This is a genomic window from Acinetobacter colistiniresistens, from assembly GCF_024582815.1.
Taxonomy (GTDB): Bacteria; Pseudomonadota; Gammaproteobacteria; order Pseudomonadales; family Moraxellaceae; genus Acinetobacter.
The window spans coordinates 3,718,221-3,740,577 of the sequence record NZ_CP102099.1; the positions used below are offsets into that span (position 1 = coordinate 3,718,221).

The 22,357-nt window shown below is 41.4% G+C and carries 19 protein-coding genes and 3 pseudogenes; 8 read left to right on the plus strand and 14 right to left on the minus strand.

All coding sequences use genetic code 11. The features are described from left to right. The 6 genes from bioC to NQU59_RS17905 form a co-directional block, all read right to left on the minus strand. Window positions 1-825: a malonyl-ACP O-methyltransferase BioC gene (gene bioC / locus NQU59_RS17880; protein ID WP_257064330.1), complete on the minus strand. Its 825-nt coding sequence runs from the start codon at window positions 823-825 to the stop codon at window positions 1-3. Continuing rightward, window positions 822-1,976 carry an 8-amino-7-oxononanoate synthase gene (locus tag NQU59_RS17885; protein ID WP_043971256.1) on the minus strand — a complete coding sequence of 385 codons (1,155 nt, stop codon included), beginning with the start codon at window positions 1,974-1,976 and terminating at the stop codon, window positions 822-824. The genes bioC and NQU59_RS17885 overlap by 4 nt, the downstream gene beginning before the upstream one ends. After that, window positions 1,963-3,258, minus strand: coding sequence for an adenosylmethionine--8-amino-7-oxononanoate transaminase (gene bioA, locus NQU59_RS17890; protein ID WP_257064331.1), 1,296 nt, complete (start codon window positions 3,256-3,258; stop codon window positions 1,963-1,965). Before bioA ends, NQU59_RS17885 begins: the two co-directional genes overlap by 14 nt. A gap of 362 nt (window positions 3,259-3,620) precedes the next feature. Beyond that, window positions 3,621-4,343, minus strand: coding sequence for an alpha/beta fold hydrolase (locus NQU59_RS17895; RefSeq protein ID WP_257064332.1), 723 nt, complete (start codon window positions 4,341-4,343; stop codon window positions 3,621-3,623). Between the two features lie 42 nt (window positions 4,344-4,385). Continuing rightward, window positions 4,386-4,715: a DUF6176 family protein gene (locus NQU59_RS17900; protein ID WP_257064337.1), complete on the minus strand. Its 330-nt coding sequence runs from the start codon at window positions 4,713-4,715 to the stop codon at window positions 4,386-4,388. 218 nt (window positions 4,716-4,933) lie between these two features. Next, window positions 4,934-5,305 (minus strand): GNAT family N-acetyltransferase, encoded by a 372-nt coding sequence (locus NQU59_RS17905; RefSeq protein ID WP_257064339.1) that lies wholly within the window; start codon window positions 5,303-5,305, stop codon window positions 4,934-4,936. 251 nt (window positions 5,306-5,556) lie between these two features. Here NQU59_RS17905 and NQU59_RS17910 point away from each other — a divergent pair, with 251 nt between their 5' ends. Continuing rightward, window positions 5,557-6,132: a peroxiredoxin gene (locus tag NQU59_RS17910; RefSeq protein ID WP_005239344.1), complete on the plus strand. Its 576-nt coding sequence runs from the start codon at window positions 5,557-5,559 to the stop codon at window positions 6,130-6,132. 77 nt (window positions 6,133-6,209) lie between these two features. Here NQU59_RS17910 and NQU59_RS17915 read toward each other — a convergent pair. After that, window positions 6,210-6,320 (minus strand): annotated as a pseudogene (locus NQU59_RS17915) (LysR family transcriptional regulator); the annotation flags it as partial. 106 nt (window positions 6,321-6,426) lie between these two features. Here NQU59_RS17915 and NQU59_RS17920 point away from each other — a divergent pair. After that, a pseudogene (locus NQU59_RS17920) lies at window positions 6,427-6,539 on the plus strand (hypothetical protein); the annotation flags it as partial. 79 nt (window positions 6,540-6,618) lie between these two features. Here the strand turns inward: NQU59_RS17920 and ftn are convergent. After that, a complete protein-coding gene (gene ftn, locus NQU59_RS17925) occupies window positions 6,619-7,083 on the minus strand; it encodes a heteropolymeric bacterioferritin subunit Ftn (protein WP_005239345.1) in 465 nt (154 codons plus the stop codon). 354 nt (window positions 7,084-7,437) lie between these two features. Between ftn and NQU59_RS17930 the strand changes: the two genes are divergently transcribed. Beyond that, on the plus strand, window positions 7,438-8,493 hold the full coding sequence (locus NQU59_RS17930) for an SDR family oxidoreductase (RefSeq protein ID WP_005239347.1): 1,056 nt from the start codon (window positions 7,438-7,440) through the stop codon (window positions 8,491-8,493). Window positions 8,494-8,563: 70 nt separating this feature from the next. Here NQU59_RS17930 and ligA read toward each other — a convergent pair whose 3' ends face one another. Continuing rightward, window positions 8,564-10,591, minus strand: a complete 2,028-nt coding sequence (gene ligA, locus NQU59_RS17935; protein ID WP_043971264.1) for an NAD-dependent DNA ligase LigA — start codon at window positions 10,589-10,591, stop codon at window positions 8,564-8,566. A 410-nt stretch (window positions 10,592-11,001) separates the two neighbouring features. On the opposite strand from ligA, the pseudogene NQU59_RS17940 reads away from it, so the two are divergent. Next, window positions 11,002-12,209: pseudogene (locus tag NQU59_RS17940) on the plus strand (IS256-like element ISAba26 family transposase). Window positions 12,210-12,253: 44 nt separating this feature from the next. Here NQU59_RS17940 and NQU59_RS17945 read toward each other — a convergent pair. From NQU59_RS17945 to NQU59_RS17955, 3 genes are read right to left on the minus strand one after another with little or no spacing between them, the layout of a single operon-like run. Then, window positions 12,254-13,258, minus strand: a complete 1,005-nt coding sequence (locus NQU59_RS17945; RefSeq protein ID WP_257064343.1) for a cell division protein ZipA C-terminal FtsZ-binding domain-containing protein — start codon at window positions 13,256-13,258, stop codon at window positions 12,254-12,256. Between the two features lies 1 nt (window position 13,259). Next, window positions 13,260-16,766: a chromosome segregation protein SMC gene (gene smc / locus NQU59_RS17950; protein ID WP_257064345.1), complete on the minus strand. Its 3,507-nt coding sequence runs from the start codon at window positions 16,764-16,766 to the stop codon at window positions 13,260-13,262. A 10-nt stretch (window positions 16,767-16,776) separates the two neighbouring features. After that, complete coding sequence (locus NQU59_RS17955; RefSeq protein ID WP_005239356.1) at window positions 16,777-17,472, minus strand: GntR family transcriptional regulator; 696 nt, start codon at window positions 17,470-17,472, stop codon at window positions 16,777-16,779. 350 nt (window positions 17,473-17,822) lie between these two features. On the opposite strand from NQU59_RS17955, the gene NQU59_RS17960 reads away from it, so the two are divergent. Both NQU59_RS17960 and NQU59_RS17965 read left to right on the plus strand, forming a co-directional pair. Then, window positions 17,823-18,788 (plus strand): hypothetical protein, encoded by a 966-nt coding sequence (locus NQU59_RS17960; RefSeq protein ID WP_005239358.1) that lies wholly within the window; start codon window positions 17,823-17,825, stop codon window positions 18,786-18,788. Between the two features lie 14 nt (window positions 18,789-18,802). Then, window positions 18,803-19,345, plus strand: coding sequence for a GTP-binding protein (locus tag NQU59_RS17965; protein ID WP_257064357.1), 543 nt, complete (start codon window positions 18,803-18,805; stop codon window positions 19,343-19,345). Between the two features lie 6 nt (window positions 19,346-19,351). Here the strand turns inward: NQU59_RS17965 and NQU59_RS17970 are convergent, their stop codons facing one another. Continuing rightward, on the minus strand, window positions 19,352-20,152 hold the full coding sequence (locus NQU59_RS17970) for a sulfite exporter TauE/SafE family protein (RefSeq protein WP_043971338.1): 801 nt from the start codon (window positions 20,150-20,152) through the stop codon (window positions 19,352-19,354). A gap of 6 nt (window positions 20,153-20,158) precedes the next feature. On the opposite strand from NQU59_RS17970, the gene NQU59_RS17975 reads away from it, so the two are divergent. Both NQU59_RS17975 and NQU59_RS17980 read left to right on the plus strand, forming a co-directional pair. Further along, complete coding sequence (locus tag NQU59_RS17975) at window positions 20,159-20,935, plus strand: biotin--[acetyl-CoA-carboxylase] ligase (protein ID WP_005239363.1); 777 nt, start codon at window positions 20,159-20,161, stop codon at window positions 20,933-20,935. A 15-nt stretch (window positions 20,936-20,950) separates the two neighbouring features. Beyond that, window positions 20,951-21,694, plus strand: coding sequence for a pantothenate kinase (locus tag NQU59_RS17980; RefSeq protein ID WP_005239364.1), 744 nt, complete (start codon window positions 20,951-20,953; stop codon window positions 21,692-21,694). Here the strand turns inward: NQU59_RS17980 and NQU59_RS17985 are convergent. Beyond that, window positions 21,664-22,251 carry an RBBP9/YdeN family alpha/beta hydrolase gene (locus tag NQU59_RS17985; RefSeq protein WP_257064361.1) on the minus strand — a complete coding sequence of 196 codons (588 nt, stop codon included), beginning with the start codon at window positions 22,249-22,251 and terminating at the stop codon, window positions 21,664-21,666. The two genes, NQU59_RS17980 and NQU59_RS17985, sit on opposite strands and share 31 nt — an antisense overlap. Window positions 22,252-22,357 lie beyond the last annotated feature (106 nt).

The window sequence follows — 22,357 nt, forward strand, 5'->3', positions numbered from 1 at the left end:
CTACTCATTTCCTAAAGATAATGACTCTGCTCTCCGTGCAATCACATAAATCGGATCATAAGTCAGGCGGAAACCCTGTTCATCATAAAACTGTTGATAATCTAAATAAAACTGCTGCAAGGATTGCTTGGTCCAGCGATGCGATTTGGCTGTTGCAGTCACGCCTGTCGCCTTTAAATGCTGCAAAACTGATTTTGGATGATCGAAGTAAATCTGCTTCAGTTCTTGCGCGATGAACAATACTTCAAAGCCTTGCTGTTCCAAATGCCGTTTCAGCACATCATGATCAATATAAATTAAACCTTGATCTGTCAGTTGTTTAATTTCAGTGAGATTATCTGGCCCAAAAGTAGAAAAACCGAAATACCCATTAGGTTTTAACGCCTCATAAATCCGTTGTAATAATGCAGGCAGATCCATCATCCATTGCAATGCTGAACTGGAAATCACCGCATCCAAGCCTTGAGGTAATGCCAGTTGTTCAATATCACCAATCAGCCAATCAACCTTAGGTCTCCCCTTAACAAAAGGGTGAGAAGTATCACTTCGCAAGTGAGGGGATTTAAAATTGAGAAAATGCTGATCCACATCTGCATATAAATCATTTAAGCACAGTTGCTCAACCTGAAAATAAGACTCACATAAATAGGTGAGATTGCCTGAACCACAGCCAATCTCTAGGACTGAATCCAAGTTTTGCGGACAATACACTTTAAGGTATTCAAATAACTGCGCACTAATTTGCTTTTGTACCACAGCATGCTCAACATAGCTTTGCCCTGCTTTGGCAAAACGTCGTGCAACCAATGCTTTATTGATGCTCACAAACACTCCACCAATTGTTCCAATTCAGCTTTTTGCACCAAAGAAGTCAAGGAAATACGCAAGCGTGAACTATTCTGTGGCACTGTTGGTGGGCGTACTGGCATGGCATAAAACCCTTGTTGCTGCACATAGCGTGCTTTTTCAATGGCCGCTTGGCTTTCACCTACGATAATCGGAACAATATGGCTGCTGGATGGACTGGAGAAACCTTTTGCAATTACCGCCTGTTGTAAATACTGACTGATCTCAGTCAAGTGCTGACGCTGCTGCTGCATGCTCAATACTTTATTAAAAATAAAATCTGACCATGCCATCGAGATCGGTGGTAAAGCCGTGCTGAAAATCAATGGACGCATTTTATTGATCAGATAGTCACGGATGATTGAATCACAAATGATATAGCCGCCCACAGACGCAATTGCCTTACCAAAGGTTCCAACCAAGAAATCAATCTGATCCAATACGCCATATTGTTCGGCACAGCCCAGACCCTGCTCACCCCTGACCCCAATCGCATGGGCTTCATCGACATACAACATGGTTTTGGCAAAGCGCTGTTTTAACTGTGCCAATGCTGCCAAATCAGTCTCATCGCCATCCATACTAAAAATACTTTCAGTCACCACAATAATGCGTTCAACTTGCTCATCTTGATGATACTTTTGCAATAATTGTTCCAGATGCTGCAAATCATTATGACGATAACGCACATATTGAGCAGTCGATAATCGAATGCCATCAATCATACTGGCATGCACCAGTTTATCGGCCAGAATCACGGTTTTGCTATCGGCCAAGGCAGGCAAAAGACCGATATTCATGTGATAACCGCTATTAAAGAGTAAGGCCGTGCGACCAAATGCTTTGCTTAGGCTATTTTCAAATTGCTCATATTCTGCAAAATTGCCTGTAAGCAAGCGTGATGAAGATGAACTAAAGAGTGCTCGTTCAATTTTCAGCGTATCCAGAAATTCTTCTCTTAAACTTAAATCAGCGGCCAAACCTAAATAATCATTGGATGCCAGATTCAACATGCTTCGATCTTGAATGGTGATCCATTTTCCCAGCTGTTGATTTGCAGTAAATTGGCGAAAATTACCTTGCTGTTTAAGTTGCTCAAGCTGCTCGGCATAATGATCAAGCAAAGACATTGGCATTTGCTCCTTGCATATTTTTCACCACTTCGCTCATCTGTGCTAATAAGTAATGGAGTTCATCATCCGTGATCACATACGGCGGCATCACATAAACTAATTTACCAAATGGCCGCACCCAAATACCCCGTTCAACGAACTGTTGCTGCAAGGTTTTCATATCGACATTGCTGGTTAATTCAACCACCCCGATCGCACCTAACACACGGACATCAGTAACATGATCGAGCTGTGCTAAATCATTTAACTGCTCAGCAAGAATCTTTTCAAGCCGTTCAATATTGGCTTGCCAATCTTGCTCTACCAATAGTTGAGTACTTCTTAAAGCAACCGCACAGGCCAGTGGATTTGCCATAAAGGTTGGGCCATGCATAAACACACCCGCTTCACCACGACTGATTGTTTCAGCCACTTGTTTAGTGGTTAGAGTTGCTGACAGCGTCATATAGCCGCCAGTTAAGCCCTTTCCAATACACATAATGTCAGGTTCAACTTGCGCATGTTCCCAAGCAAACATTTTACCGGTGCGTCCAAAACCTGTCGCAATCTCATCAAAGATCAACAGCAAATTGTACTGCTCACACAATGCTTTGGCTTGGCGCAAATATTCAGGATGATAAAAACGCATCCCGCCTGCACCTTGTACAATTGGCTCGATAATCAGCGCTGCAATAGTGTGATGATGTTGTTCGATCTGTTGTTTGAGTTGTTGAATATCTTGCGGATTCCATTCGCCATCAAAACGACTTTGTGGCGCGGGAACAAAAATTCGATTGGGTAAACTTGTCCCAAAAATCTGATGCATTCCTGTGACTGGGTCACACACCGACATTGCATTCCAGGTATCACCATGATAACCAGAACGGGTGGTAATAAAGTTGGTTTTCTCAGGTTGATGCAATGCAGCCCAATACTGCACTGCCATTTTTAAAGCAACTTCAACCGAAACAGAACCTGAGTCTGCGTAGAAAATCTTATCCAAGCTCGGTGGCGTGATTTTTAATAATAATTTGCCTAATTCAATTGCAGGTTCATGGGTCAGACCACCAAACATGATATGCGCCATGTTCTGCAATTGATCTGTAACCGCTTGGTTTAGTTCAGAGTGGTTATAACCATGAATGGCACACCACCATGACGACATGCCATCAACCAAAGTTCGCCCATCTTCCAATTCAATCGTTGCGCCATAGGCACGTTTCACTTTAAAGGTTGGCAATGGATTTAACATCGAAGTATAGGGATGCCATATATGTTCTAAATCAAATGGGTCTGTCATCCTTTACCTCTATAAATTCAATATTTAATGATGTGCTGTACAGTGTCATTCCGAGTACTCACCCAATTTCAGGATAAGCCTTCGGCTCGACCTACTTTTCTTTCGGGATGAGGAGCGCTGCTCCGCAAGGGTAACCATCTTGCGCAGCTTTAGCGCTGCTCATCCACAAAACCTGTTCACTTCCTGAGCCCATCCAAGTGTATCTACTCATCCATTTTCATCACTTTTACGATAACCACGCAGGTTGTGGATGACGTTACCGAGTATCAACATTTTAGATAAATTCATACAGAAGAACTTGTGAACATCTTAGACTTGTCAAAATCTAAAATATATTGCGATAACTTTCAATTCAAGCAAGATTAAACCGTCTGTTGAATAAAATCTTCAATTATTTGCACAGTCTGCTCAACCATAAAGCACGGAAAACCATGCGAAGCTCCATCAATCGAAACAACACATAGATTCTTTGCAGCTAAATCCTTTGTTTTTTGCATAACTTGGTAAGGAACTAAAGCATCATGCTCCACAAAGACATGTAACTGTCTGCCCTGATAATTTTCATACAACTCAACCAAGTTTAATTGCTCCAGCAACTGCAATCCCTGCCGAAGCAAGGCAATCGGTTGTGGACGAATCAATTTTTGCATAGCCAAAAAGTCTTTTTTTGCTGAACTGGCACCTTGACAGACCAACAAACCAAAACGCTTTAAAGTACTAATCGCATTCTGTTCAAATGATTGTTTAAATTGGATAAAGGTTTCAATAGGCATGGCAGCCATCCAGTCTGTTTGTGCCACAAAACATGGATTTGACGCTAACGTGATTAAAACTTTCTTTTCAGCATATTGTTGCTGGATTTGATCGACCAGCAAGGTTGCCAGTTGTCCACCAAGCGACCACCCTACAATCACATCAAATTTCACTGCACGTTCAACATGCTGTTGCAAGATGTCATCATTCAGCGCATTAAAGATATTGATCCGCTCAACGCTATGCCCCTTTTGTTCTAAAGCCTCATGTAAAGGTTTTAATAATTCAGCACCACCGCCCCATCCTGTAATCAGTAGAATCTTATAACTCACATGCTTGCCCAATTCTAAAAACGTCAATGCAGTATACGCTGATTAACATTGGTTATTATTTTCCAAATCTACCAAAAGCTGTGCAGGAATCACCTGCTCCCAATGTTGCTTAAACTGTCGATGCACTTGATCAATATCAAAGACACTGTTTCTTGCTACCTGTTGTGCATGCGCAATATCTTTAGCACGCATATAAGCCAGTAAATAATGATCACCATTCAGTTTAAGTTGAAACCAAGATTCAACGGTTACCCCTTCGGCTTGCAGTGTCTGAATGGCTTCGGCTTTACGTTTTTCAATTTCTTGTTGCCAAGCATCAACTTTTGCCTGCGTATTTGCTTTTAGCTTAATTAGAACTGCGCCAACATCCATGCTTTTACCTTTTCTGTTAGTATTTATGAAATATATACAACAAATGCATCACGGGAAAAAACATAATTCACTTACTGCTTATAAGTTAAAACTAAGATTATTTAAGTCATCAGATGAATTTTCGATATACATAATCATTATTTTCTTCATCGATTTTTTCAAACCCGAATTTTTCAAGAATTTTTTTGAAAATATATTCCGATAATCGACATAAGCCTCTATTTTTTTAACATCTTCATTTTTTCTAGAAAATTTTTAAGCCAATTTACAGCTAAAGATCCGTAACCTTGATTCCAAAATTTTTTATAAATTACATAACCAATATAAGCCTTGTGCTCATCTTTCAAAATTGTTGCCTGAAGAGTACCAATAGGCTCTTTTCTCTCCAAGTCATGATAGATGATCCAGTTTAACCACACTTCATTTTCACTTTTAGATCCATCTATTAAAAATTGATATCGATCTTTCAACGCTTGTATATTTTTATATTTAACATCTGGAATATATAAATATAATTCATCATCTTGCAAAGATAAAAAAGTTTTATCTGCATCATCGACGCTTAATAAAAAAGTGTTTATTTTATTCATTACAAACCCACCATTTTTAAATAATCATTCATATTTATTTTTCACCACTCAATCTAATTGACTAAGTTAAAAGGATTATTCCTTTTTGTTACTGCGAATTTAATGAAAAAATTGTGCCAACTTTTCATCTATTTCTACTTCTTTTTAAATTCACCATTCAATTAGAATCGATCAAAATCCTGTAAAGAATTTTCTAACACATCTCTTTTGTAAATTTGCTAAAGTAGCTGCTATTACACTTTGAGATCAACATGATGAATACGATAAAGTCCAAAGTTCTCGTTTTATGTAGTTCACTTTTTTTACTCAGCACGCCTAGTCTCAGTACAGCGCAAAGTACCTTATTTTCCAAGCAAGATACTGCACAAAAAGAATGGGTTGGACAGTCTGCGCCAGACTTTAAACTGCAAGATCAGAGTGGCAAATGGCATACACTAAGCCAGTATAAGGGTAAATGGGTGGTGCTATATTTCTATCCTAAAGATAATACGGCGGGCTGTACTCAAGAAGCCAATCAATTTAAATCACTGTATCCTCAATTTACCAAATCAAATGCTGTAGTGTTGGGTGTCAGTCTGGATGATGTCGCATCACATCAAAAATTCTCAGAAAAACTCGGTTTACCCTTCCCGATTCTTGCTGATGATCAAGGCGAACTGGCCAGTAAATTTGGCATCGTTCGAAATTTAGGAATTGCCAAGATCGCCAAACGAGAAAGCTTTTTGATTAATCCTCAAGGTGCGGTAATGTATCACTACACCAGCGTGAATACTCAAACTCATGCAGATCAAGTCTTGAAAGATCTAAAAACCTTACAAAGCAAATAATCGCTTTAAAGATTTTGGATCAGCTTATTGATTGCTTTTATGCCTAGCTTTTTTAGTCTAGGCATTTTTATATGCGTTTAAAAATCAATGCCAAGCGAATCATCAATCGGGTTCTGGTCCAGTGTAAACAAGGTCCGCTGATACGGAATGCCTTCCAGATCATACACCTGATAAACCCAATCAAATAACAGTGGTCAGCGTTGGCACCTGTAGTAGGTTTAAGGCTAGATAAGCATGTGACTGATACCATATTGCCATTCGACATCCAAACCTCTGACTACTTTAAATATGCTGCAAGTTTATTTTAAAGGCTTTGCACTACAATATATCCGCATTGATATCAGGTAAAACACGGCAATGACTTTAGCGAAGGCAATTTATTTATCAACTATAGTAAAAAATTCTAGGCTAGATATAAATTTTTCACAAAAAGAGAACTTCAAATGAAGTTCTCTTTTTACGTATCACAGCTTAAGATCTGATCGATTAAATTTGTGATTGAATATAATTCTGTAAACCAATCAATTCAATTAAACGTAATTGCTTTTCTAACCAATAGGTATGATCTTCTTCTGTATCTGAAAGCTGCTGACGCAACATATCACGGCTAATATAATCGCCTTTTTCTTCACACAGTTTTATACCCACTGCCAATTTTTCACGGACATGGTATTCAAGGGCTAAATCAGCTTTTAAACAACTCACCACATCGCTACCGACATTGATGTCTTCACGGTTCATATTCGGTTGAGCACCTAGGAACAGTACACGACGAATGATTGAATCTGCATGAGATGCTTCTTCTTGCATTTCATGGTCAATACGCTCATAGATCTTGTTTAAGCCCCAATCTTCGTACATTCTTGAATGAATTAAATATTGATCACGAGCAGCCAATTCACCGCCAATGAGCATATTTAAATAGTCGATGACTTCTGGATTGCCACGCATAATACTTACTCCTATCGAATGACAATATTATGGCCAAGTTACACTGGAATTGCAAAAACAAAAGTGTGTAAGTTTATGATTTTTATAAAATTAAAATGAGAAGCATACGCATTTACAGTTCGAATTGGCTGAATTTATCTAAATAAAATAAGCCTTTGCATATCATTTATCAGTTTTAAAATAGATAATTCTATTGAAAATCATTTGTTTGATTTTTTGTAACGACTAGCAATGCTTCTTATTTCGCCAATGTTTTGATCAAAAAAACATAAAAAAATGACTGCTCAGCTGTTGTTTGTTCAGTCAAAATTCGGTAAATAACAGCAATCACAAAAACATAATGCGGAAACCACAATGGATAAAAGCAAACCAATTTTGGTCACTGGCGCGACGGGTTATATTGCAGGCTGGATTATTGAACGTCTGTTGAATCAAGGCTATACGGTTCATGCCACGGTGCGAGACCCATCCAAGAAAAATAAGATTCAGCATTTGTATGCTCTTGCAGAGCAATCTTCTGGAAAAATTGAGTTTTTTAAAGCCGATTTACTTGAGCCACAATCATTTGATGCAGCCATGCAAAATTGTGAAATCGTGATTCATACCGCATCCCCTTTTGTGGTAACCAATTACAAAGATGCAGTCAAAGACATTATTGAGCCTGCGGTGAAAGGCACAGAAAATGTATTGGATAGCGTTAATCGTACTGAATCGGTCAAACGTGTGGTGCTGACCTCAAGTATTGCCTCAACCTATGGCGATGCAGTTGAAATTCAACACACTGCCAATAATGAGTTTGATGAAAATCACTGGAACAAAACCAGTAACGAAACACACCAGCCTTATCCTTATTCAAAAGTCATGGCAGAACGTAAAGCTTGGGAAATGGCAGAACAACAAAATCGTTGGGATTTAGTCTGTATTAATCCCGCCTTGGTGATGGGGCCATCTCTTACTGATGCGAGCCAGTCAGGTAGTATTGAAGTATTACAACAGTTCGGCAATGGCACCACCTTGTTCGGTGTACCGCCCATGTGGAATGGTATTGTGGATGTTCGTGATGTTGCCGATGCGCATGTGGCTGCTGCATTAAATCCAAAAGCACAAGGCCGTTACATTATTTGTGGTGGCACACTCAGTTTATTGGACATGGGTAAGGCACTTACTCAGAAGTTTGGCTATAAGTTTCCATTCCCGCACTTTACTGTACCAAAAACTGCCTTTTCATTTGTCGCACCAATCCTCGGTTATTCACGTCAATTTGTAAAATTGAATATGGGTTACCCAATCTATTTTAATGCGCAACGCAGTGTCAAAGAGCTTGGGATTGAATATCGTGATGTACGTGAAAGTGTCTGTGAACATTTCCAGCAATTGCTGGATGATGGCATTGTGAAAAAATATATTTAACATCAAAAAAAGGCGGCATAAATGCCGCCTTTTTTATCCCTTCGTCCTAACTCAAAACTTAAATAAAGAATCAGGCTTCATACTGCTTCAAAAATTCTAAGAACTCTTGCTCATTCAAAACTCGAATGTCTAATTTCTGCGCTTTATCTAGCTTACTACCTGCCTTCTCGCCAGCAACCACACATTTGGTTTTACTCGACACACTACCACTGACACGTGCACCTAAGGCTTGAAGTTTCTGGGTTGCTTCATCACGCCCCATGGTTTCCAGTGTTCCTGTCACCACCCAACTCTCACCATTTAATGGCTGACGCGTTGGTGCAGTTGGTGCATCCCAATGAATGCCTGCCGCCATTAAACGATCCAACACTTCAACGTTATGCGGTGCTTGGAAAAAGTCGGCAATCCATTCTGCGGTAATATCACCTACATCTGGGGTTTTCTTGAGTGCTTCAATATCCGCAGCTTTTAAAGCTTCAAGCGTCTGAAAGGTATTCGCCAGCATACGTGCGGTGGTTTCACCCACCCCACGAATCCCCAAGGCATAAATAAAGCGTGCTAAAGTGGTTTTCTTACTGGCTTCAATCGCATCAATCAGGTTCTGAACCGATTTCTCACCCATTTTCTCAATGGTCAATAAAGTCGCGCGGTGCTCATGCAAATGATAAATATCAGCCACATCTTTAAGTAGGTCGAGATGCAGAAGTGACTCCACCCAACGGTCGCCTAAGCCTTCAATATCCAAAGCTTTACGTGAAACAAAGTGACGAATGGCTTCAATCCGTTGCGCAGCACAATACAGGCCACCCGAACAACGTGCTAATGCTTCACCCTCTGGCATCACCACAGGTGATTCACAGACTGGACAATTGGTCGGAAGATGCACCATCTCCGCATCGGCAGGTCGGAACTCAGCCCAAACCTTCTCAACTTTTGGAATCACATCACCGGTACGATAGACACTGACGGTATCGCCAATACGCACATCTAAACGATGGATTTCACCAATATTATGCAAGGTCACATTAGACACCGTCACCCCACCAACAAAGACAGGGGTTAAACGTGCGACAGGTGTCAGTGTTCCTGTACGCCCCACTTGCCAGTCAATATTTTCAACTTTGGTCAGTGCTGCCTGCGCCGGGAATTTATAAGCCGTTGCCCAACGTGGTTCGCGACTCAAGAAACCTAATTGTTGTTGCTGTTTAAGGCTATCCACCTTAATCACCATGCCATCAATTTCAACTTTAAGCTCTGGACGTTCTTGTTGAATCTGTTCATAGCGTTGCTGTACTTCTTCAATCGAAGCACACAGGAATTGACGTTCAGCAATTTCAAAACCGAACTTGGTGAGCCAATGCAAACTATCATGCATGGTCTCAAGTCCATGATCTGGCTGGCACTGTGCAATCCCGTAGGCATAGAAGGCCAAAGGACGTGACGCGGCGATATTTGGGTCCAGCTGACGCAGGCTTCCTGCTGCAGCATTACGTGGATTGGCAAAGGTTTTATCGCCTTTGGCTTCCTGATCGGCATTGAGTTTTTCGAAGCCTTGTTTTGGCATTAACACTTCACCACGAACTTCCAGAAACGCTGGAATAGCTTGATGCTGACTGGATAACACCTTCGGCAAATTACGAATGGTTTTGACATTTTGGGTAATGTCTTCACCTGTCTCACCATCCCCACGTGTTACCCCACGAACCAATATGCCATTTTCATACCATAGTGAAATTGCCAAACCATCCAGTTTCAGTTCAACATCATATTGAACCTCTTGGTGGGGTAAACGCTCGTCAATACGACGGGCAAAGGCAAACAGATCTTCCTGATTAAAGACATTGCCCAATGACAGCATTGGCACTGCATGAGTCACACTTTCAAATTTTGATAGCGCTTGACCACCCACCTTATTGGTCGGGGTATCCGCCTGAATACAGTCTGGATATTGTTGTTCTAAGGCTTTGAGCTGATGAAATAAATGGTCATATTCACTGTCAGAAATGGAAGGTTGATCCATCACATAGTAAGCATGATTGTGTTTTGCAATCAGTTGAATCAACTGACGCATTTGCTCAATAACTGAGTTGTGTTCCATTTAAATTTCACCATATAAAAGGGCGGAAAAACCGCCCTATAATTTTTTACTGAATTTAGTATATCGAACCTGAGTTAGACATGAAATATGATACTCAGAAATGTCATCTGCAACCTGCGTGATTTAAACAAGATAATGTTTTTGCAATAAAATCACTTTAATGAAAGTAGTGAACAGGTTTTGCAGATGACAATGGTTTTGCTTACTTTTGTCGAAACAAAAGTAAGTCGAACCGAAGGTTTAACCTAAAATAGGATGAGAACCGAACATGACTCCGTTAAGTTCTTTATTTTTCAAATTTAAAAACATGTTAATCAGTTTATGAAAAAGCAACTGGGACTGTTCTAAATTTTGTGTAAGTACTTAATTTTCATTTATCCTTCAGAGGATAATTACAAAAGGTACTTCACATGGATGAAGCAACAATCAAAAGTATGGCTGCCGAATTGGCTAAAGGTCTAAAAACACCAGAAGACTTAAACCAAATGACAGCAGTCTTTAAAAAATTCATGATTGAAACTGCACTCAATACTGAACTTTCAGACCATCTCGGTTATGAAAAGCATCAGTCCAGGAAAGGCTCAAATAGCCGTAATGGGTTTAGTTCTAAAACCATTACAACTCAAGATGGACAACTGGCTTTAGATATTCCCCGTGATCGAGAAGGTTCATTTGAGCCACAAATTATCAAAAGCACCAAACACGCATCACCAGTATGGATGACCAAATCCTCTCACTGTATGCAAAAGGAATGACTAATAGGGAAATTGTAGCCTTCTTCAAAGAAATGTACGATGCCGATGTCTCAGCATCTCTCATCAGCAAAGTTACCGATGCTGTGATTGAGCAAGTGACTGAGTGGCAAAATAGAGCCTTAGATAGCCTTTATCCTGTTGTCTATCTTGACTGTATTGTTGTCAAAGTCCGTCAGCACTCCAATGTGATTAACAAGTCCGTATACCTTGCTTTAGGCATCAATATGGATGGACAAAAAGAATTACTGGGTATGTGGATTGCTCAGACAGAAGGTGCCAAATTCTGGCTGTCAGTCATGACAGAGCTAAAAAATCGAGGAGTACAGGATATTCTTGTTGCCTGTGTAGATGGATTAAAAGGCTTTCCTGACGCGATAGCCTCCGTTTACCCTCATACTGATATTCAACTGTGTATCGTGCATGTTGTACGCAATAGCCTGAGATTTGTAAGCTGGAAAGACTACAAGGCTGTTACCTCGGGTCTGAAAGCGATTTATCAGGCAAGTACAGAGGAAAATGCTTTAAAGTCCCTAGACATCTTCTGTGATCAATGGAATCACCAGTATCCCAAAATTGGAGAATCCTGGCGGGCCAATTGGGAAAATATCCGAACGATCTTTAGCTATCCAGCCGAAATACGTCATGCAATTTATACAACAAATGCGATTGAGTCGTTGAATAGCGTAATACGCCATTCAACGAAGAAGAGGAAAATCTTTTCATCTGATGACTCAGTAAAGAAGGTCATTTACTTAGCAACATCAAATGCTGCGAAGAAATGGACGATGCCAATTCAAAATTGGCGTTTAGCAATGAATTGGTTTACGATTCAGTTCGATGATCGATTAAAAGATCATTTATAAAAAATGGAACTTACACAAAATAATTTACAGGCTCAAGCAACTAATTAAACCGTCGCCTGATTTGGACGATAATCAATCACATGATGACGCCAATGTTCTTTCAACTGCGGTGTAAACTCCAAATTATTTTCATCATAGACCTTGCCATCGACTTCACGCGCAATTAATCCCGCAATACTGGTCATCATGTCATAACCCGTAACCGCTTTGCTATTTGGCAGCGCAAGGAAAAATGCTAGACCTTGGACTTGTTCGCCAGATAAGCTTTCCAAATCAAAACCTGCTGGACCATTATCCGTCATACGCAGCACAGAGAACATCAAGGCACTTGGCTCATCAGTGTTTTCATAACGATGGAAACACGACATTTCACCGAAACGTAGACCGTATTTTAACAATACCTTGAGTGCTTTATCGCCTGATAAGGCACGGCGTGGATTCGGATAAACATTCAAGGCGATAATCTGTTCTGCGGTGGCTAAAGCACTTTCATCATCATAACGCTGCTGTTCATGTAAATGTACATCCAGAATATTACTTTCACCATCAAACTCTTCTATTGCGACGGTTTCAATATTTGGATTTAAACTAAGCTCAGCTTCCGCTTTGCTGTCCTCTGCTTTCTCTGTAGCTTCTACATTTTCAGAGACCACTGTTGTTTCTGCTTCAACTGCTACTGTCTCATCTTTTTGTGCCGCTTCAAGCTCTGCAACAGCTTCAACAACCTGTTCTACTTTAGCAGTTTGTTCTGTTTCGGCTGTTTTTGTTTCAGCACCAGTTGTGTCAACGGCTTGCTCAGTTACAGGCTCCGATGCAATTGCTTCAGTATTTAAACTTGGTTCAACACGCTCAGTTGTGGTCATCACTTCTTTTTGTAAAAGCTGGTCACGTACATGACGTGGAATCACAGGTTGCTGACTTTCAGGATTAATATGTAAATCTGCATCTAATGATGGCTCAACTGGTTTTGGTTTTCTTAAAATCATGATTAAACCAACGAGCATAATCGCAACGGCAGCAACAATGCCTATTATTGTATTCATTTCCATACTAAGACTCCGCAACTAACCCGTATTCTTTTGCCTGTTCTAAATCGACAGTCACTAATTTTGATGTGCCTGGCTCTGGCATGGTGACTCCAAGTAAATCAGTTGCCATGGTCATCGCCAATTTATTATGTGTAATGTAAATGAATTGCACTTGTTCAGAAAGCTCTTTTACCAAATTACAATACCGTTGTACATTGGCATCATCAAGTGGCGCATCAACTTCATCCAGTACACAAAAGGGTGCAGGGTTCAATCTAAAAATCGCAAACACCAAAGCCAAAGCTGTTAGGGTCTTTTCACCGCCTGAAAGCAAGGCCAAGGAGCTGTTACGCTTGCCGGGTGGACGCGCCATCAGTTTCACCCCAGACTGCCAATCATCTTCAAGGCTTAAAGTCGCTTCACCACCACCAAATACCTTTGGAAACAACAGTTGCAGTTCTTGATTGACCTGATCAAAGGTGGTCATAAACAACTTACGGGTTTCTTGATCAATACTTTTCATCGCGTCTTTAAGCTGATCAACGGTATTTTGTAGATCCTGCATCTGGTGACTCAGCTCATCAAAACGCTGTGACACTTCTTCATATTCTTGTGAAGCTGCCAAATTCACTGCACCAATTTTTTCAAATTGCTGCTGCGCTTTTTCCAGTTTCTGCTGATGATCTTTCATTTCAATCGACACATCAGATAAAGCGTCTGTATTCAGTTCTTTCAACTGCTCCAGATAATGCTCACGATCTGATTTCGCTGCCTGCCAAGCCAACCGCTTTTGTTCTAACTGCTCGCGCACCTGCTCATCTTTTTGCTGTGCTTGATGGCGTTGTTCCGTCAGTTGCTGCTGCTTCTCTTGCACTTGATTCAGTTCAAGCTGCCATTCATTCCAGGTTTTTTGCAGCTTTTCGGTTTGCTGAAATTGCTGTTGGAATTGTGACTCTAAATTCGGCAGCTCAAGTTGAATCGGATCAACAAACTTCTTGGCCTGCTCGATTTGTTCGATGATTTGACGATATTGTGTTTTTAGGAACGAGATATCTTTCTCTAACAACTCAATTTGCTGATTGGCTTGTGAAGTTTGGCGACGCAAAGTTTCACGTTGCTGCTGTTGTTGAGTCAGCTGCTGTTGTTGCTCATCCAACTGCTCATTCAAGTTTTCTACCTGAAATTGCAAAGTCTTATAATTTGGCAACACGGCTTCTAATTTCAGTGCAAGCGCATGCAGATCAATCTCCAGATCATCACGCTGCATGGCATCTTCTTCAAGCTGTAGATCAAGCTGTTTCAGTTGATCTGCCAGTTGCTGTTGCTGCAATACAAAGGCTTGTGCCGTACTTTGCAGCTTGGCAATTTGTACATCCAGCTGTTGCAGTTCTTTTTGCTTTTGCTTCAGGTTTTGTTGTTGCTGCTGCAAGCGCTGTTGCTGCTGTTGCAAAGCCTGCTGCTGTTGCGAAAACTGATGTTCCAGATCAAGCAACTGCGGTTGTTTCTGTGCGAGTTGCTGTTCAATTTCCTCTAAACGGACTTGATGACTGAGCATGCCCTGCGCAGTTTGGCTGTCTTCATCGTAATGCAAAGCAATTACCCAGTCCGCCCCGACATGATAACCATCCAGCGTTAAAATGGATTGTGCGTGCTGGAGATCCGCTTGGTATCGCAAAGCTGTGGCTAAATCTTCTGCAACGGCGACATTGGACCATAAAGAAGATTGTGGTGCTTCGATCCATTCACTTAAATAACCATTAAATCCACCCCAGCCCTCCTTTATCAAAGGAGGGGAACTCCTCCCTTTATCAAAGGGATGAGGAACGGTTGTAGTTCCGCAAGAGGGATTCTTTAACTGTCTCGCCACACCTTGCTGAAATGACTGCTCACCATCCAGTAAATGCGCTTGTAACCACTTGGCTAAAAACTTCTCAATAATGCTTGCATGCGCTTTAGCTTGAGCGCTCAAACGTAGGCTTTGCATCAATCGAACTGCATCTTGATTCTGCTTCGGACTTTGCTTGGCAACGAGCTGATTCAAGTTCTTTTGTTCAGCCAATAAAACCTGAATCTCGGTTTTCAGGCTTTGCAGATCCGTTTTGTTCGTCTGTTGTTGATCTTGCTGTGTCTGGACATTCTGCTGTAATTGCTCAATTGCAGTTTCTAATGCAATGATTTCCTGTTGCAGTTGTTGCTGCAATTGTTCTAGCTGCGCTTGCTCATCATCCTGAACCTGAGCACGAATCTGAGTGGTTTGCGTTTGCAAGGTCTGCTTTTGCTGCTCAATCCGCAGCACATTCTTACCCAACTGCTCAATTTGCGCGGCCATCTGCAACTTTTTTTGTTGTTGCTGATCGACTTGGATTTTCAGTTGTTCAAATTGCTGCTGTGCTTGCTTATGTTGTGCTTGAACATCGCTAAAATTGTGCTCAGCCGTTTGTGTCTGCTGCTCTAAGGCAAGCAAAGTTTCATTTTGCTCATCAAATTGGGTACTTAGAGTTTCAACCTGCAATTCGGAGAGTTGCAAACGCTCTTTGGTTTGTACTTTCTGCTGCTCAAGTTGCTGCAAACTGGTACTGTTTTGTTGGAATAAACTCTGTTTTTGTTCCAAAGTCATTTTTAATTCAGACAGTTTTTTCTCGGCTTGCTGCCATTCATGCTGCAAAGGTGAAGACTGCTGAATTAAGCGTTGGAATAAAGCACTGGTGGCTTCAAGATCGTGCTCAATGGTCTGTGACTCAGAACGAACCAACTTAAAGTTTTCACCCAGTGCCGTCATTTCCACCGTATATTCTTGTTGTAGCTTTTGACTTTGATTGGCTTGAAACGAAAGGATTTCGATTTTTAAAGTACGGATCTGTCCTTCTAGGGTCTTATATTGAATTGCAGCTTCTGCCTGACGTTTTAAACTTCTGAGCTGAGATTTGAGTTCAGCCGCAATATCATCTAAACGTGCCAGATTTTGTTCAGTATGCTCTAAATGCTGTAAGGTTTCACGACGACGTGCCTGATAACGCGATACACCGGCCGCTTCTTCAATAAACACACGCATTTCTTCGGGCTTGGCATCGACCAAACGGTTAATCATGCCCTGTTCAATCACCGCATAAGAACGTGGTCCTAAACCCGTCCCCAAGAAAATATCGGTAATATCACGACGGCGGCAACGGGTGCCATTCAGGAAATATTCAGATTTACCTTCACGTGTGACCTGACGACGAACCGCAAGCTCGCTATAAGCATTATAAGCGCCACCGAGTTTACCATAGGTATTGTCAAAACGAAGTTCAACACTGGCAACCCCGACAGGTTTGCGCTTGGCGGTGCCTGTAAAAATGACATCCTGCATACTGCCACCACGCAACTGACGTGCGTTGGACTCGCCCATCACCCAGCGAATCGCATCAATGACATTCGATTTACCACAACCGTTCGGCCCAACCACCGCAGTACGGTTGGCCTTAAAATGTAATGTTGTACTATCGGCGAAAGATTTAAAGCCTGAAAGTTTTAAACTGCTTAAACGCATACTGCCCTAACTAGCGGCGTGAGCGTCTAGCCCAAGCCAATTCAATCTGTTTCATACGTGTCAGAGATTCCAACACAAGGTTGCGCAAGTGTCGACAAAAATCTTCCATAAATAAAGCAGCTTGTTGTGATTTTCGGATCAAAATAGCATCAATCACCAACTTAAACAGCGTAAACGATTCTTGTAGCTCTCGACGGGAAGTATTCAGAGTCAAAAAATAGCTACGGCGTAAGGAAGGGAGTAGCTCCTTATAAAATTTCATCAGATAAGGATTCGCTACCATCTCATGCTGTTCTGCTAAATATTGAAAGATCGCATCGTAAAATTTTTCAATATCACCTGCACGGACAAACTCAACCAGTTGATCCAATAAAGTTTGTAGTTGTTCTGCTTCATTAACCCGCCACGTTTCACTGATACGTTGCACAATGTGTCCAAGTACCATCACATTGGTATCAAATAAAGCTTTGACCTGCTGAGCTGACATTTCAGAGACAATGGCACCACGACGTGGAAAAATTTCAATTAAATAAGTACGTTCCAGTAATAGCAATGCCTCACGAACCGAGCCACGGCTGACATCTAACTCTTTCGCAATGCGCAACTCCTGAATGCGTTCGCCTTCAACCAGCTCACCACTAATAATTTGTTCACTAATATATTTTGCAATCTGTTCAGAAAGACTATCAGCCTCTTCGAGATTCATGAGCCCCTCGCTATCTTTGTTATACACATTGACCCAATGTTAATTGCGCTTTTTTGTTTTAACTGATCTGAGGGTATAAATTCTATATCATTGTCTGACAATTTTATTGCTTTTTAAGCCAATCAACCTAAAAATCTCACTCACATTCTCAATATGGACTAAAAAGCCAGTTTTTCTATAATTAATATCAGCTAGTTAAGCTTTACTGTTTGAATTCACCATATATCTGAAAATATGTTCTTTCATCACATTTTTATTGATACACATCACAAAAATAATATTTTCATTAATTAAATCGCATTTAAATTCTCCTACTGAATCATTCAGTCCATCTATAGATGAGTCATAACATGGGTATTCATCAAGCTGTCAATATTGCAATTTTTGGGTTAAGCCTCAGAACCTTGAATGAGTTAAAGCAGCAGGTTCAAACGGCTGTGCCTGATCATATCCAAATCAACTGGAGCAATATTGCTGAACCACAACTTGATATCCTTATGATCAATCAAGTGTTTTTTGATTCACCCAATATCAAGAGCCTGCTCCAGAACAATAAGATCAATGTACTCAAAATTGCCAATGATGAAAATAAAAACAGCGCCATTGAAAATGACACTTTATTTTTACCACTCAATCATCTGCATCCTCTACATCACTGGCTCAGCTTCCATCTAAACGAACGTTTGAATCAGGGCCTAGAAAATATTGAAATTGAGTCAGCCCCAAGCTTTCATCGCAAGCAAATTAAAGAGGTCTTACAAGAAATCCAGAATCCTAAAAATGGTAAGATTCAATTGTTTGATAACCAAGGCTTAGTTGCGATTGCCGACCCACGCAATCAATGGCTATGGCAACACCCTGAATTCCACTCATTTCAAACGGATCCAAGCCTAAACTATACCTACGCCACGCAAAATGATCTGCATTGGACCCTAGATACGCCACAACAAGATTTACAACAGTGGCTCTGGCATTTACTCTGGACATCAATGGATTTTGAAGGCTTATGTCCCGCCTCTGCCTCCAGTTTTTATCTGCAATTCTGGCCTCAACCGAAGCATAAAGCAGATCGCCAAGATATCCTGCGGATGTCTGCCTGCTTTGCCCAAGGTGCACAAATCAGTACGGTTGCGCAGCAACTTAAGCTACCTGAACAAAAAGTCAGACACTTTGTCGCTGCATGTTTAGGGGCAAATTGTGGAACACTGATTAAAGATCAACAGGCAAAATATCAACCTAAAGCATCACAAAGCGAGCCAGAACAACATTTTATGAAAAAGTTGTTTGGCCGACTACGTCATCGTTTAGGCTTTTAATCAAGGACACACATATGATTCTACATCAATATAAAATTGTCTTTGGTGGCACTATGGGTTCAGGGAAATCCACAGCGATCAAAGCCCTATCTGAAATTGAAGTCCTCAGTACCGAAGCACTGAATACCGATACCGGATCGCATGACAAGTTACTGACCACTGTTGGGATTGATTATGGCGAATTGACTTTGGAGGATGGTGTCAAGGTTGGCCTCTATGGCACGCCAGGGCAAGATCGCTTTGATTTCATTTGGGCTGTAATCTGTAAAGGTGCGATCGGCACCATTGTGATGATTGACCATGCTGCCGAAAATCCGTTGCTGGATTTAGAGCAATATATTCAGGCATTTCAGCCCTTTGGTCACAATATTGTGATTGCAATTACCCATATAGATCGTATGCCAGAACGCACCCTATCCATCTATCGCGAGTGGTTGGCCAGCAAAGAGCTCAATTACCCACTGTTCTTTATTGATGCACGTCAGCAAGATGATGTACTTCTTCTGGTCGAAACCTTGGTTGCTACCATTGAAGTACATTATGGACTCACCAGTTAAAAGAGCTTAGAACAAGCCTTTATAAATAAAATAGCTGCCCACCACCACCAATAGACCTGCAAAACATTTTTTTAGCATGGCGGGTGAGAGACGATGGGCTACTTTGGCGCCAAATTTTGCGGTGATAAAACTCATCACACTGATACCCAGAAAAGCATAAATATGCACATAACCAATCGTGTTCGGTACCTCAATTTGTTCTTTGGCACCAAACCACATAAAACCGATTGCTCCCGCAACTGCGATGGGTAAACCACAGGCTGCGGAGGTCGCCACTGCCTTTTGCATCACGACGCCATGTCGATTGAGATAAGGTACGGTGAGGCTACCCCCACCAATGCCAAAAATCGCGGATGCCACCCCAATACCGCCACCCGCGGCAAGTTGTAACGCTGCTGAAGGGAGATGACGATTGGGATCAACCACTGCACTCGCCCCTCTAAACATCTTATAAGCCATCCAAACCGCAAATACCCCAATCACTAACTGTAAATGCTGTCCTGACATTAAGTCCGCTACCCCCGCACCCAGAAATGAACCCAGCACCAATCCTGGTGCCAAATTACGAAACACAGGCCACAACACCGCCCCTTTTTTATGATGTGCCATCACCGAACTAATCGAGGTCACAATAATGGTTGCCAATGATGTCCCAACTGCAATATGCATGATGACATTCGGTTCATAATGCATTTGAGTGAAGACAATATATAAAATCGGCACAATAATTAGGCCACCGCCCACACCAAATAGCCCCGCAGCAAATCCAGCAATTGCGCCAATCAGCAAATATATGATTAACTCCATAAACACATGACCACTCTACTTGTAAAAATGATGGATGATTTCGCAACCCGCCAGCTGCAGCAATTATTGAACGCAAAAAATCAATCTCCAGAAGTGGTACTGCTTAAAACAACCACAACATCGACCAATGATGATATGCGTGAAATTGCGCAAAAAGGGATAACCACAGGATTGGTCTGTAGTGCACAGCAAACGCAAGGTCGTGGTCAGCACCAACGACAATGGGCCTCTCCTGAAGGCAACATTTATTTAAGCACACTGATTCAAACCAATACAGCACTGGATGGTCGCTTAGCGCTTGAAGTTGCGTTAAATATCTTACAGATGCCAAGCTTGCATGGCTTGAGCTTGCAGGTCAAATGGCCCAATGATTTATATAGCTCTCAGGGAAAATGGGGCGGAATCTTGGTAGAACCACTTTCACCCAATCAAGCCATTGTGGGGGTAGGAATGAATTTAAATACGCCACCTGTAGCAAATGCAGACCAACCGATCACTTCTTTAGCCATGCTCGGTCTCGCCCATGCAGATCGTTTAACCTTGATTGCGGAACTCTACACCGCCATTCAACAGGCAGCGCAGTGGTTTGAGCATGGCAGCTATAATCTCGCTGAACGCTTTAACCATCATGCGATTTGGCTCAATCAACAGGTCGAATTTGAACATGCTAAAGGGAAAGTTCAGGGAGTCTTTCAAGGGATTTCCAATGACGGTGCGGTATTGATCAAAAACGATCAGCTTCAGCAATTCTATCAAGGCCGTTTGCGCCTCGCATCGATTTGAGGAAATGGTGATTCTATGAAAAGTTTATGGCTGGATATTGGTAATACCCGCTTAAAATACTGGATTACGGCACATGATCAAGTGATTGAACATGCAGCCGAACTTCACCTGCAATCCCCCGCCGATTTATTACTGGGTTTGATTCAGCACTTTCGTCATCAAAACTTAAGTCGTGTCGGGATTTCGTCCGTTTTGGATTCGGAAAATAATCAACGTATTCACATGATTCTCGACATTTTGGATATTCCGATTATTTTTGCCAAAGTGCATGCCGAATATGCGGGTTTACATTGTGGCTATGATGTCCCAAGCCAGCTCGGGATTGACCGCTGGTTGCAAGTCTTGGCCATGGCAAAGCCAGATCAAAACTTTTGTGTGATTGGCTGTGGTACAGCATTAACGATTGATCTGGTCGAAGGATTGCAGCATTTAGGTGGTTATATCCTGCCAAATCTGTATTTACAAAGAGACTCGCTAATTCAAAATACCAAAGGCATCAAGATTCCAGACTCGGCTTTTGATAATTTAAAACCTGGCCACAATACTGTAGATGCGGTACATCACGGTATCTTGCTTGGCTTGATCAGTACGATTGATCAAATTATGCAACAGTCTCCTAAAACGCTGATTCTGACTGGTGGTGATGCTGCTTTATTTGCCAAGTTCCTCAGCCATTATCAGCCTCAAGTTGAATCCGACTTATTGCTCAAAGGCTTACGTCATTATGTTCAACTAAATTCTGCTTTCAACAAAGTTTGAACAACTTGCAATAATTGAGGGAACTCACTAAACCCATCCTCTGTACGAAAATGCCCAGCCTGAGCTACCTCAATCAGTTGGGCATTGAGTAGATGAGAAAATTTAAAGGTAAGTGGTACAGGAATGATCGGATCATTACTGGAAAAGAAAACCAGACGCCTTTTGATATTGGCACGCAATAAACCACTCTCAAAATGTGAATGCTCAATAAGACGATTAAACTCAGGATGTTTTAAAATAGGATCATGAAAACCAGCAATAAAAATACCAGCTTTCAAGGCATGCTGCTTGAGTCGTTTGGCCAGAAATCGAGCCACGGTCACACAAGATAAGCCATGTGCCACGACAATGCTGTGCTCATTCATTCCCTTTAACTGTGCCTCCAAGCAGGCTTGCCAAACTTCAGCTTCGGGATGATCGGCATCAGCAAGTAAAATACGTTCAACCGCAACCTCTTCACTTTTCAGTTGTTGTTCCAGCCATGCATACCAATGCTGTTCCGGATCAGCATTTTCACAATGCAGAATAAATACGCTATTCTTTGAATTATGTGACATATTTAACACTACTTTTTAATGTAAAACATAGACTTATTTTTAATTCTCTTCTTTTTAAAGCACCTTGAATGTTGATGTTTTGTATTAAATTCATACAACACTCTCG

Excerpts from the sequence above, each read along its gene's own strand:
- NQU59_RS17885 (WP_043971256.1), bottom strand. The coding sequence starts at position 1,976 with ATGTCTTTGCTTGATCATTATGCCGAGCAGCTTGAGCAACTTAAACAG.
- bioA (WP_257064331.1), bottom strand. The coding sequence starts at position 3,258 with ATGACAGACCCATTTGATTTAGAACATATATGGCATCCCTATACTTCG.
- NQU59_RS17900 (WP_257064337.1), bottom strand. The coding sequence starts at position 4,715 with ATGGATGTTGGCGCAGTTCTAATTAAGCTAAAAGCAAATACGCAGGCA.
- NQU59_RS17905 (WP_257064339.1), bottom strand. The coding sequence starts at position 5,305 with ATGAATAAAATAAACACTTTTTTATTAAGCGTCGATGATGCAGATAAA.
- NQU59_RS17910 (WP_005239344.1), top strand. The coding sequence starts at position 5,557 with ATGATGAATACGATAAAGTCCAAAGTTCTCGTTTTATGTAGTTCACTT.
- ftn (WP_005239345.1), bottom strand. The coding sequence starts at position 7,083 with ATGCGTGGCAATCCAGAAGTCATCGACTATTTAAATATGCTCATTGGC.
- NQU59_RS17930 (WP_005239347.1), top strand. The coding sequence starts at position 7,438 with ATGGATAAAAGCAAACCAATTTTGGTCACTGGCGCGACGGGTTATATT.
- ligA (WP_043971264.1), bottom strand. The coding sequence starts at position 10,591 with ATGGAACACAACTCAGTTATTGAGCAAATGCGTCAGTTGATTCAACTG.
- NQU59_RS17945 (WP_257064343.1), bottom strand. The coding sequence starts at position 13,258 with ATGGAAATGAATACAATAATAGGCATTGTTGCTGCCGTTGCGATTATG.
- smc (WP_257064345.1), bottom strand. The coding sequence starts at position 16,766 with ATGCGTTTAAGCAGTTTAAAACTTTCAGGCTTTAAATCTTTCGCCGAT.
- NQU59_RS17955 (WP_005239356.1), bottom strand. The coding sequence starts at position 17,472 with ATGAATCTCGAAGAGGCTGATAGTCTTTCTGAACAGATTGCAAAATAT.
- NQU59_RS17960 (WP_005239358.1), top strand. The coding sequence starts at position 17,823 with ATGGGTATTCATCAAGCTGTCAATATTGCAATTTTTGGGTTAAGCCTC.
- NQU59_RS17965 (WP_257064357.1), top strand. The coding sequence starts at position 18,803 with ATGATTCTACATCAATATAAAATTGTCTTTGGTGGCACTATGGGTTCA.
- NQU59_RS17970 (WP_043971338.1), bottom strand. The coding sequence starts at position 20,152 with ATGGAGTTAATCATATATTTGCTGATTGGCGCAATTGCTGGATTTGCT.
- NQU59_RS17975 (WP_005239363.1), top strand. The coding sequence starts at position 20,159 with ATGACCACTCTACTTGTAAAAATGATGGATGATTTCGCAACCCGCCAG.
- NQU59_RS17980 (WP_005239364.1), top strand. The coding sequence starts at position 20,951 with ATGAAAAGTTTATGGCTGGATATTGGTAATACCCGCTTAAAATACTGG.
- NQU59_RS17985 (WP_257064361.1), bottom strand. The coding sequence starts at position 22,251 with ATGTCACATAATTCAAAGAATAGCGTATTTATTCTGCATTGTGAAAAT.